Annotated in this window: 10 protein-coding genes (1 of these 10 running past the window's edge); all 10 read left to right on the forward strand. The window is 43.3% G+C overall.

What is annotated here, in order from left to right; all coding sequences use genetic code 11:
- Positions 1 to 1,344: a chromosomal replication initiator protein DnaA gene (dnaA, locus tag AR1Y2_RS00005; RefSeq protein ID WP_137327124.1), complete on the forward strand. Its 1,344-nt coding sequence runs from the start codon at positions 1 to 3 to the stop codon at positions 1,342 to 1,344.
- A 254-nt stretch (positions 1,345 to 1,598) separates the two neighbouring features.
- Positions 1,599 to 2,702 (forward strand): DNA polymerase III subunit beta, encoded by a 1,104-nt coding sequence (dnaN, locus tag AR1Y2_RS00010; protein ID WP_137327125.1) that lies wholly within the window; start codon positions 1,599 to 1,601, stop codon positions 2,700 to 2,702.
- A 13-nt stretch (positions 2,703 to 2,715) separates the two neighbouring features.
- Positions 2,716 to 2,925, forward strand: a complete 210-nt coding sequence (locus AR1Y2_RS00015) for an RNA-binding S4 domain-containing protein (protein ID WP_137327126.1) — start codon at positions 2,716 to 2,718, stop codon at positions 2,923 to 2,925.
- Positions 2,926 to 2,936: 11 nt separating this feature from the next.
- Positions 2,937 to 4,022: a DNA replication/repair protein RecF gene (gene recF / locus AR1Y2_RS00020; RefSeq protein ID WP_137327127.1), complete on the forward strand. Its 1,086-nt coding sequence runs from the start codon at positions 2,937 to 2,939 to the stop codon at positions 4,020 to 4,022.
- A gap of 9 nt (positions 4,023 to 4,031) precedes the next feature.
- Complete coding sequence (gene gyrB, locus AR1Y2_RS00025) at positions 4,032 to 5,954, forward strand: DNA topoisomerase (ATP-hydrolyzing) subunit B (protein WP_137327128.1); 1,923 nt, start codon at positions 4,032 to 4,034, stop codon at positions 5,952 to 5,954.
- 15 nt (positions 5,955 to 5,969) lie between these two features.
- Entirely contained in the window at positions 5,970 to 8,450 is a 2,481-nt protein-coding gene (gene gyrA / locus AR1Y2_RS00030; RefSeq protein WP_137327129.1) for a DNA gyrase subunit A, read from the forward strand.
- A gap of 96 nt (positions 8,451 to 8,546) precedes the next feature.
- A complete protein-coding gene (locus AR1Y2_RS00035) occupies positions 8,547 to 9,389 on the forward strand; it encodes a fumarate hydratase (protein ID WP_137327130.1) in 843 nt (280 codons plus the stop codon).
- A gap of 14 nt (positions 9,390 to 9,403) precedes the next feature.
- Entirely contained in the window at positions 9,404 to 9,964 is a 561-nt protein-coding gene (locus AR1Y2_RS00040) for a Fe-S-containing hydro-lyase (RefSeq protein WP_137327131.1), read from the forward strand.
- Positions 9,965 to 10,118: 154 nt separating this feature from the next.
- Positions 10,119 to 10,727, forward strand: a complete 609-nt coding sequence (locus AR1Y2_RS00045; protein WP_137327132.1) for a DUF4867 family protein — start codon at positions 10,119 to 10,121, stop codon at positions 10,725 to 10,727.
- A gap of 324 nt (positions 10,728 to 11,051) precedes the next feature.
- Positions 11,052 to 12,500, forward strand: partial view of an L-fucose/L-arabinose isomerase family protein gene (locus tag AR1Y2_RS00050; protein ID WP_137327133.1) — the 5' portion only. 27 nt of this gene lie beyond the right edge of the window; 1,449 of the gene's 1,476 nt are visible here — the first part of the coding sequence; its start codon is at positions 11,052 to 11,054; its stop codon lies beyond the right edge, outside the window.

Below are 12,500 nucleotides of genomic sequence, written 5' to 3' on the forward strand. Positions count from 1 at the left end.
ATGAAGAAAGAAATCGAAGCGATCTGGGACGATGTTCTGTTAAAACTCGAGCAGGAACATGATATTTCGAGTGCCGCTATCAACGCCTGGATAAAACCGCTCAACATCAAAGAAGTGAAAGACGATCAGATTGTTTTGTCATTGAACAGTAATTTCGATGCCAGAGGCATACATTTTATTGAAAGTAAGATGTATGACTTTTATATTTCTCTGGCCATTCAGGATATAACAGGTAAAAAATACGAGATATCTTTTGTTCTGGAAGAAGCTGAAAAGAAAAAATCTCCGGCCTCCCGGACAGATACCCAGCTTCAGGACTCCAATAACCTAAATCCTCGATATACATTTGACAGCTTCGTCGTTGGAACCAATAACCAGATGGCCCATGCTGCCTGCATTGCTGTGGCGGAAGCTCCGGCGGAAGCATACAACCCACTGTTTTTGTATGGAGGCGCCGGACTCGGCAAGACTCACTTGATGCACTCCATCGCCCATTATATCATGGAAAATAACAGTAAACTCAAGGTTCTTTACGTGACCAGTGAGGATTTTACCAACGAAGTCATCAACGCCATCCATCACAACAAACAGGAGGAGCTCCGGAACAAGTACCGGACCATCGACGTTCTCCTGATCGATGATATTCAGTTTATAATAGGTAAGGACAGCACCCAGCAGGAGTTTTTCCACACATTTAATGCCCTTTATAATTCAAAAAGCCAGATTATCATATCCTCCGATAAGCCTCCGAAAGAGATCGAGACATTGGAGGAACGTTTGCGTACCCGTTTTGGCTGCGGACTGACCGCTGATATTCAGCCTCCTGATTATGAGACTAGAATCGCAATTTTGAGAAAACGCGCTGAACTGGATCACATCTATATAGATGACGCCATATTTGACTACATAGCATCCAACATTAAATCCAATATTCGAGAACTTGAAGGGGCACTAAACAAGATCCGGGTATACTCCAAGCTTGAAAAACGGCCGATTGACCTTGATCTGGCTAAAATTGCCCTAAAAGACCTTGTAGACAATGATACTGTTGTCAAAATTACACCAGATCTGATCATAACCACGGTAGCTGAGCATTTTAATATCCAGCCTGCCGATATTTTATCGAAAAAGAGAAGCCATGATATCGCGTATCCGCGACAGATCTGCATGTACCTTTGCAAGAAGCTGACCGATACTTCTTTTGTTAAGATCGGAGAATTCCTTGGCAAGAGGGATCATTCAACGGTCATCCATGGTTCAGAGAAGATAGAGAAGGATTTACAAAAAGACAACACTCTATCCACGACTCTTGACATAATCATTAAAAAAATGAACCCTTCTTAAGGCTTGTTCACATACTTCTGTGGATAACCTGTGCCTTAACTGTTGATAATTTAAACCTTAATTTTCGGCTTGTTGATAACCTCAAAGTTATGAATGCTTTATCCGTGGCTTCTTAACATGTTATGAACCTTAATTCAGCCTTAAATTAAGCCATTTTTTAGGGTTATTCACAAATCCACAGCCCCTACGGCTAATACTGCGGATTTTAAACATATATTTAAGTATTTTTGAACCTGAAAGGAGTTATACACAATATGAAAATCGTTTGTAATAGAACCGACCTTGTTTCCGGTGTCAGCATTGTATCCAAAGCTGTTTCAAACAAAACAACACTGCCCATTCTTGAATGTATCCTTATTGAGGCAAGCGCAGGTACCATCACATTAACTGCCAACGATATGGAATTAGGCATTGAAACCAATATTGAAGGTAATATTTTAGAACAGGGGAAAATAGCACTGGATGCCAAACTGTTTTTTGAGATTGTCAGAAAACTACCTGATAATGATGTGACCATTGAGACAGATTCTGATTACAAGGCAACCATCACTTGTGAAAAGGCATGTTTCCATATTGTTGGACAAGAAGGGTCTGAATTCCCATATCTTCCTGAGATTGAAAAGGAAAAAAGTATCACATTGTCGCAGTTTACACTAAAGGAAGTAATCAGACAGACAATATTTTCCATATCCGACAATGAAAACAATAAACTAATGACAGGTGAACTTTTTGAGGTTGAAGACAACAAACTAAATGTTGTGTCCCTTGACGGCCATAGAATTTCTATCAGGAATATAGAACTAAAAGAGAGTTTTGACTCCTTTAAAGTTGTCGTTCCAGGAAAGACATTACAGGAAATTACAAAAATTATTTCCGGCGATGCAGAAAAAGATGTTATAATTTATGTGACTAATAAGCATATCTTATTTGAATTTGATCAAACAAGAGTTGTTTCAAGACTTTTAGAAGGGGAATACTATAAGATAAGCCAGATGCTGTCCAGCGATTACGAGACAAAGATCACCATCAATAAAAAAGAATTTTTGGACTGTATTGACCGTGCCAGCCTGTTGATCAGGGAATCAGATAAAAAACCGATCGTCATCAACATCACAGACAATTCCCTGGAATTAAATATTTCATCTTTCTTTGGTTCCATGGAGGAAAATATTTTGATCCAGAAAGAGGGAAGGGATATTCTGATTGGATTCAACCCGAAATTTTTGATGGATGTGCTTCGTGTCATCGATGATGAGGAGATCAACATCTATCTTGTCAATCCGAAAGCACCTTGTTTTATCAAAGACAGTTCTGAATCCTATATTTATTTAATACTTCCTGTAAATTTCAACCACTAGAAAGGAAATTTTAATGGAGCAGATCAAATTAAGCGAAGATTACATCAAACTCGGCCAGGCACTAAAGGCTGCGGGGCTTGTGGGTTCTGGCGTGGAAGCCAAAATCGTCATTCAGGACGGACTTGTCTGTGTCAATGGAGAAGTTGATACAAGACGTGGGAAAAAGTTGTACGGCGGAGAAGTCATTGAATATGACGGACAGTCCGTAAAAATTGTGAAATAGTTGGGTGCCTTATGTATATTCAGTCTTTAGAGCTAAAAAATTATCGGAATTATGACCGTCTGATCATTGAGTTTTCAAAAGGGACCAATATCTTATACGGGGATAATGCACAGGGAAAGACGAATATCCTGGAGGCAGTATATCTTGGAGCTACGACCAAATCGCATAGAGGAAGCAAAGACCGTGAGATCATCCGTTTCGGAGAAAATGAGTCCCATATACGGATTCATCTTGTGAAGCAGGATATAGGGCATCAGATTGACATGCATTTAAAAAAGAGCAAGACAAAGGGAGCGGCTATTGACCAGATCCCGATCAAGAGATCCAGTGATCTCTTAGGTTTTGTTCCTGTCATATTTTTTTCGCCGGAGGATCTTAGTATCATCAAGAATGGTCCCTCTGAGCGGAGGAAGTTTTTAGATATTGAGCTTTCGCAGCTGGAGAAAATGTATCTTCACCAGCTCTCCAGCTATAACAAAGTTATGACACAGAGGAATAATCTGCTCAGGCAGCTGGCTTTTCAGAGAGATCTTTTGGATACATTAGACAGTTGGGATCTGCAGCTGGTTCGATATGGATCTGAGGTGATCCGGTACCGTCAGAAATTTATAGATGATCTCAACAGGATCATCCGGGAGATCCACAAAAACCTTACCGGAAAAAAGGAAAAGATTGATTTAAAATATGATTATAGTGTGAACTATGATGAGTTTCTGACTGTTTTGCAAAAAAAGAGGGAGATTGACCTTAAGTATGCTTCTACAGGAGCAGGCCCCCACCGAGATGATATTGAATTTCTTGTGAACGGGATTGATATCCGCAGGTTTGGTTCTCAGGGCCAGCAGCGGACTGCCGCCTTATCATTGAAACTTGCTCAGATTGAGCTTGTAAAAAGACAGACCGGGGAGACACCGATCCTGCTTTTGGACGATGTGCTGTCAGAACTGGACAGCAGCCGGAAGAATTATCTTTTGGACAGTATTAAGGACATTCAGACACTGATTACATGTACGGGTCTGGAAGAATTTATAAACAGTCATTTACAAATTGACAAAATGTTTCAGGTCAAATCAGGTAAAATTGTCAGAGAAAATTAGGAGGAACGTATGGGCACTGAGAAAAAAGGAGAATATGGTGCGGATCAGATTCAGATCTTGGAGGGATTGGAAGCTGTACGGAAAAGGCCGGGAATGTACATTGGAAGTACATCCGCCAAAGGGCTTCACCATTTGGTATATGAAATTGTGGACAATGCGGTCGATGAATCACTGGCAGGATACTGTGATACGATTTATGTGACACTGAACAAGGATAATTCCGTCACAGTCCGTGACAACGGAAGGGGGATCCCAGTAGGCATCAACAAGAAAAAGGGTGTCTCCAGTGTGGAAGTCGTATTTACAATTCTTCATGCAGGAGGAAAGTTCGGCGGCGGAGGATACAAAGTGTCCGGTGGGCTGCACGGTGTAGGATCATCCGTAGTGAATGCCCTTTCCAACTGGCTGGAAGTCAACGTCCACACAGACGGAAAAATATATAACCAGCGGTACGAGAAGGGAAAAGTCTGCTATCCGCTGAAGGTTGTGGGAGAAACTGAGCAAAACGGTACCGTGGTCAGTTTCCTTCCTGACGATACAATCTTTGAGGAAACAGAATTTGACTATAAAACACTGAGGCAGCGTCTCCGTGAAACAGCATTTCTGACCAAAAATCTGAGGATCATTCTGACGGACGAACGTCAGGAAGAGACAGTACAGGAAGTTTTTCACTACGAGGGCGGGATCAAAGAGTTCGTCACTTACCTGAACAAAGGAAAAGAACCGCTGTATGATCAGGTGATCTACTGCGAAGGAGAAAAAGACGGGGTTTATGTAGAAGTTGCCATGCAGCATAATGATTCTTATAACGAGAATTCTCTAAGCTTTGTAAATAATATTATAACGCCCGAGGGAGGAACTCATCTGTCCGGGTTTAAAAATGCACTTACTTCTACTTTCAATGACTATGCACGAAAAAATAAGCTGCTGAAGGAGAACGAGAGTAATCTCTCTGGGGAAGACATCAGAGAGGGGCTTACCTCTGTTATCAGCATCAAACTCGGAGAGCCCCAGTTTGAGGGACAGACAAAGCAGAAGCTTGGAAATAGTGAAGCAAGAGGGGCTGTAAACAGCATTGTCAATGAACAGCTTACCTATTTTCTGGAACAAAACCCTTCTATTGCGAAGGTCATCTGTGAAAAAGCAGTTCTGGCCCAGAGAGCCAGGGATGCTGCGAGAAAAGCCAGGGATTTGACCAGAAGAAAAACGGCCCTGGACGGATTCAGCCTGCCTGGGAAACTGGCGGACTGTTCTGACAAGAACCCGGAAAATTGCGAAATATATATTGTCGAGGGAGATTCCGCTGGAGGGTCTGCAAAGACAGCCAGATCCCGCGCGACTCAGGCAATTCTGCCACTGAGGGGTAAAATCCTGAACGTGGAGAAATCCAGATTGGATAAAATCCTCATGAATAAAGAGATTCAGGCAATGATCACAGCGTTCGGGACGGGGATTCATGATGATTTTGACATTGAGAAACTTAGATACCATAAGATCATCATTATGACCGATGCCGATGTGGACGGCGCCCACATTGCCACGCTGCTCCTTACATTTTTCTATCGCTTTATGCCGGACTTGATCAAAGAAGGGTATGTGTATATGGCGCAGCCCCCACTTTACCGGGTGGAACGGAATAAAAAGTTCTGGTATGCTTATAGTGACCAGGAATTAAATAATATTGTCAATGAAATTGGCAGGGACAACAATAATAAGATCCAGCGCTATAAAGGTCTGGGTGAGATGGATGCTGAACAGCTCTGGGATACCACCATGGATCCTGATAAGAGAGTGTTGCTTAGAGTGACCATCGATGAGGATTCCGCTTCAGAGATAGATCTAACCTTCACCACACTGATGGGTGACCAGGTAGAACCAAGGCGGGAGTTTATTGAAGCCAATGCAAAATATGTCCATAACCTGGACGTATAGGAAGGAATATAATATATGGACGAAAATACAATCTTTGATAAAGTTCATGACGTTGATCTGAAGCAGACAATGGAGAATTCCTACATCGATTATGCCATGAGCGTTATCGCAGCGAGGGCCCTTCCGGATGTAAGGGACGGGCTGAAGCCAGTTCAGAGAAGAATCCTTTATGCAATGATCGAGCTGAACAATGGACCGGACAAACCGCACCGTAAATGCGCACGTATCGTCGGGGATGCCATGGGTAAATATCATCCACATGGAGACAGCTCTATTTATGGAGCTTTGGTAAATATGGCTCAGGAATGGTCCACCCGTTATCCTCTGGTAGACGGACACGGAAACTTTGGTTCTGTGGACGGTGACGGTGCTGCGGCCATGCGTTATACAGAGGCAAGGCTCAGCAAGATCTCTATGGAACTGCTGGCGGACATCGGAAAAGATACGGTCAACTTTATCCCGAACTTTGATGAGACGGAAAAAGAACCACAGGTTCTGCCATCAAGATTTCCGAATCTGCTCGTAAACGGAACCCAGGGTATCGCAGTTGGTATGGCTACCAATATACCTCCCCATAACTTGAGGGAAGTTATCAATGCAGTGGTGAAGATCATTGACGATCAGGTGGAGAATGACCATGTGACAGATATGGAAGAACTGCTGGAGATCGTAAAGGGACCGGACTTTCCGACAGGAGCCACGATTTTAGGAAAAGCAGGCATCAGCCAGGCGTACCGCACAGGCCGTGGCAAGATTAAAGTGCGCGCCGTGACGGATATTGAACCGATGGCAAACGGAAAGCAGAGAATCGTTGTGACGGAGCTTCCGTATATGGTCAATAAGGCAAGGCTGATCCAGAAGATAGCAGAGCTTGTGAAAGAGAAAAAAGTAGACGGAATTACAGAGATCAGGGATGAATCTGACAGAACCGGTATGAGGATCTGTATTGAACTCAGAAGGGATGCCAATGCAAATGTTGTCTTAAACCGTCTGTTTAAACATACCCAGCTTCAGGATACATTCGGAGTCATTATGCTGGCTTTAGTTGACAACGAACCAAAGATACTGAATCTGTTTGAAATGCTCAATTATTATCTGGAGCACCAGAAGGATGTTGTGACCAGAAGGACCAAATATGAGTTGAACAAAGCCGAAGAACGGGCTCATATCCTGGAAGGTCTGCTCATCGCACAGGATAATATCGATGAGGTCATCAAGATCATCAGGGCGGCGGCCAATATTTCTGAGGCCAAAGTGCAGTTGATGGAACGATTTGCCCTGACCGATCCGCAGGCTCAGGCTATCGTAGATATGAGGCTGCGTGCTCTGAATGGTTTGGAGCGTGCCAAGCTTGAAAAAGAATACAATGAGCTGATGGAAAGGATCACAGAATTGAAAGCGATCCTTGCGGATGAGAGAATTCTTCTTGGTGTTATCAAAGATGAATTGATCCTGATCCGTGATAAATATGGCGATGAGAGAAGAACCTCCATTGGTTTTGATGTCAATGATATTTCTATGGAGGATCTGATCCCGAAAGAAAATACCATCATCACCATGACCAAGCTGGGATACATCAAGAGGATGACCGTGGATACTTTTAAGAGCCAGAACAGAGGCGGAAAAGGGATCAAAGGAATGCAGACCATCGATGAAGATTACATTGAGGAGCTGTTTATGACTACGTCCCACCACTACATCATGTTCTTTACGAATATGGGAAGAGTATACCGGCTTAAGGCTTATGAGATACCGGAGAGCAGCCGGACGGCAAGGGGAACAGCCATCGTGAATCTGATTCAGCTGCAGCCGGAGGAAAAGATCACGGCAGTGATCCCCATCAATGAATACAAAGAAGACCATTATCTATTTATGGCTACGAAGAGCGGAGTGGTTAAGAAATCTCCGATCATGGAATACGCCAACATAAGAAAGACAGGGCTTCTGGCCATTACCTTAAAAGAAAACGATGAACTGATCGAAGTGAAGTTTACGGATAATGACCAGGATGTGTTCCTTGTGACCAAAAACGGACAGTGTATCAGATTCCATGAGACCGATGCAAGATCCATCGGACGTACTGCTATGGGTGTGCGCGGTATCAATCTGGACGGAGATGATGAAGTCATCGGCATGCAGCTGAGCTCCCAGGGAGAAGCACTGCTGTTTGTGTCAGAAAAGGGTATGGGTAAACGTACGATGATGACGGAGTTTACGCCTCAGCACAGAGGAGGAAAAGGTATCCGCTGTTACAAGATCACAGACAAGACAGGAGATGTGGTCGGAGTCAAGGCTGTGGATGAAGAAAATGAAGTTCTGATGATCACCACGGAAGGTGTTGTGATCCGTATGGGAGTGGAGGGTATCTCCATGCTTGGACGAAATACCTCCGGTGTAAAGCTTATGAATTTAGATGACAATGTGATTGTTGCAAGTATGGCAAAAGTCCGGGATGAGGAAGTAGAAGAAGAAACAGAAGATCCGGAAGAAGAGTAAATAAAAACCGACGGTCAGAGCATGGCTTATTTCGCCTGTGCTCTGACTTCGTGTTTCACAGCAGAATAACGGATGAAAATGATTTTGGAGGAAACTATGAGAACGGTTCATACAGATGAAATTATCCAAAACATCAAGGAGATGTGCATTGAGGCAAACCTTTCTCTGTCCGATGATATGAAATGCCGGCTGGAGCATGCAGCCGGGACAGAGAAGACTCCTCTTGGAAAACAAATTCTTTGCCAGCTCAGAGAAAATATGAAGATCGCCGGAGAAGAGCAGATCCCTATCTGCCAGGATACCGGGATGGCAGTGGTGTTTTTGAATATCGGGCAGGATCTTCACATTGAGGGAATGGATCTCCACGATGCAGTCAATGAGGGTGTCCGCCAGGGATACGAAGAGGGATATTTAAGAAAATCAGTTGTAAAAGATCCTTTGATCAGGGAAAATACAAAAGATAATACACCGGCGATTGTGCATATCGATATCGTTTCCGGGGATAAACTTGAAATATTGGTGGCCCCTAAGGGATTTGGAAGCGAAAACATGAGCCGGGTCTTTATGCTGAAGCCGGCAGACGGCGCAGAAGGGGTAAAAAACTCTGTTCTGGAAGCAGTGAGGGATGCGGGACCAAATGCATGTCCTCCTATGGTCGTGGGAGTGGGTCTGGGAGGAAGCTTTGAGAAGGCAGCGTATCTGGCCAAGAAAGCTTTGACGAGAAATCTGGACCAGAGGTCAGAAAAAGAGCATATCCGGATATTGGAGGAGGAGCTGCTGGAGGAGATCAACCAGCTGGGCATCGGGCCTGGAGGTCTTGGAGGCAGCACCACTGCCCTGGGTGTCAATATTGAGACCTATCCAACCCACATTGCAGGCATGCCACTGGCCGTCAATATCTGCTGTCACGTCAACCGCCATGTGCACCGGGTTTTATAAGGAGAGATGGAAAGATGGATAAGTATGTAACAGTTCCGGCTTCTGCCGGAGAACTGAAGGAACTGCGGGCAGGTGATTATGTTTATCTGACTGGGACGATCTATACAGCAAGAGATGCTGCACATAAGAGGATGTACGAGACTGTCTCAGAGGGCAGAGAACTTCCGGTGGATCTGAAAGATCAGTTCGTTTATTATCTGGGCCCCACACCGGCAAGGGAAGGCCAGGTGATCGGTTCGGCCGGACCTACTACAAGCAGCAGAATGGATAAGTATACTCCTTTGATGCTCTCGCTGGGTTTAAAAGGTATGATCGGAAAAGGAAAGAGATCCCAGGCTGTGATCGATTCGATGAAGGAAAACGGAGCTGTCTATTTTGCGGCTGTGGGAGGAGCAGGAGCACTGCTCTCAAAATGTATCAAAGAGGCTCAGGTGGTAGCTTATAAAGACCTTGGCACTGAAGCCGTCAGGAAGCTTAGAGTGGAGAATCTGCCGGTTATTGTAGTTATTGATAGTCTCGGTAATAATTTGTATGAGACGGCAGTGACAGACTATAAAGTAAATTATCTGGAATAATTTTTCATTAAATGGCAAGAATATACCAGAAGTTCATAAAAACTTAAAGAATTTGAAAAGAAATCTTTATAGCATTTTTGGTAGAATTATGTAGAATGATAAAGATAGATTTTCTGATATCTAAATCTTTTAGAGATAAAAAGGAGACGATAGAATGTTAAGGTATATTTTTGAACCTGAATTTAAGAAATATGGTCATGTCATAGAGAATACAGATTTTACTGAGTTGTTTCAATATATGGACAATGTACCTCCGGTAAAGTATTTTGAAGAGCAGCTGACAGTAAAGGAAATGGAAGAGCTTCCTATATGCCATAAGATCCAGTGTGAACTTTTCCATGAACTCCCGATACAGATCGGATATTTAAACGGGCATAACCACAGAATCCACGGAGTGGAATACCACCGATCAAAGGTCATACATATTGCTGTAACAGATTGTGTTATGTATTTTGGACTCAGCGAGGACATTGGGCCTAACAGTGAATATCACACATCCAAGATGGAGGCATTTTTTGTGCCGAAGGGAACAGCTGTGGAATTAAACTGTGGTGTCCTACACTGTACCCCCTGCAACATTAATGGTTACGGATTTAAGATGATCTGCATTGCACCGAAACATACAAGTGAACCGTTCAGGAATAAAGTGCAGACTGAAAAGGATAAGATTCTTTATGCCAGAAATAAATGGCTGATCGCTCATAAAGAATCAGAGATACCGGGGGCATTTTATGGACTGAAAGGTGAGACGGAAGCAGTTTAAAGCAAGATTTGGATAGTATTATAAAAAGGCTGATTTTTGTAATTGAACAGAAATCAGCCTTTTTATTTCATACGAAAATTGTTCTTATGAAATAAAAAAGCTCTCTAGGTATGATGCTTACGATTGAATGATTTTGAGAGTTGGAACGGACTTTTCCATTTTGTTCTCATTCCCTATGTGGATAATCTTTAGAAAAATAGAAATGTCTGTGTATATCTAAATTTATTCATTTAGATATACTGTTTTATGGTCCTTATATCAGATCAGTGGTAAAATAAGAAGTGATACCACTGTTGTTTTGATCTATGTTATGGAGGGAATGTTATGGACAATATACCAAAAGTCAAGCTGGGGATTGCTGCCGTGAGCAGAGACTGTTTTCCTATGTCTCTTTCAGAGAACAGAAGAAAGCTTGCAGCTAAAGCTTATCGTGAGCAATATGGGGAGATCTACGAATGTAATACGTGCATTGAGAATGAAGTACATATGAGAAAGGCCTTGGAGGAACTTGAGGAAGCAGGATGCAATGCTCTGGTTGTCTATCTGGGCAACTTTGGTCCTGAGACGGCGGAGACTCTGCTTGCAAAGGAATTCAACGGTCCTGTGATGTTTGCGGCGGCAGCAGAGGAGACTATGGAGAAGCTTACAGATGACCGGGGAGACGCTTACTGCGGAATGCTCAACGCAAGTTATAATTTAAAGCTTAGAAACGTACAGGTTTACATTCCGGAATATCCTGTTGGCACTGCAGGGGAAGTGGCGGACATGATCCACGAGTTTGTGCCGGTTGCCAGAGCCGTGATAGGTTTGCGGAATCTTAAAATTATTTCTTTCGGTCCGAGACCCCAGGATTTTCTCGCCTGCAACGCACCGATCAAACAACTGTATAACTTAGGTGTAGAAATAGAAGAAAACTCTGAATTGGATTTATTTGAGTCCTTTAAGGCCCATGAAGATGATGAAAGAATTCCCGATGTTGTAAAAGATATGGAGAGAGAACTCTCCGGAGGCAATAATAAGCCTCAAATTCTTCCGAAACTGGCTCAGTATGAGCTTACTCTGCTAGATTGGGTTAAGAAGCATAAAGGTTCCAGGGATTACGTTGCCATAGCAGGGAAGTGCTGGCCTGCATTTCAGACGCAGTTTGGTTTTGTGCCGTGTTATGTAAACAGCCGCCTTACTGCGAGAGGGATTCCGGTTTCTTGTGAGGTAGATATCTATGGCGCTCTAAGTGAGTATATCGGTACGGCAGTCAGTGGAGATACTGTGACACTTCTGGATATAAATAATACAGTTCCGGATGATATGTATGTATCTGAAATCGAAAACAAATATAACTACAGCCACAGAGATGTATTTATGGGATTCCACTGCGGTAATACTGCCTCAGGAAAATTGTCTTCCTGTGAAATGAAAAACCAGCTGATCATGACAAGAACCTTGCCGGAGGAGTCAACACAGGGAACCTTGGAAGGGGATATTATACCTGGAGATATTACATTTTATCGTTTACAGAGCACAGCGGACGCAAAATTGAGGGCGTATGTTGCCCAGGGAGAGGTACTGCCGGTCAAGACCAGGTCCTTTGGAGGCATCGGAGTTTTTGCCATACCAGAAATGGGCCGGTTCTACCGCCATGTGCTCATAGAGAAAAATTTCCCTCATCATGGAGCCGTAACCTTCGGACATTTTGGTAAGGCATTGTTTGAGGTATTCAAATATGTCGGAGTGGACACAAGAGAAATTGACTTCAACCAGCCCAAAGGAATGATG

The organism is Anaerostipes rhamnosivorans, from assembly GCF_005280655.1.
GTDB lineage: Bacteria > Bacillota > Clostridia > Lachnospirales > Lachnospiraceae > Anaerostipes > Anaerostipes rhamnosivorans.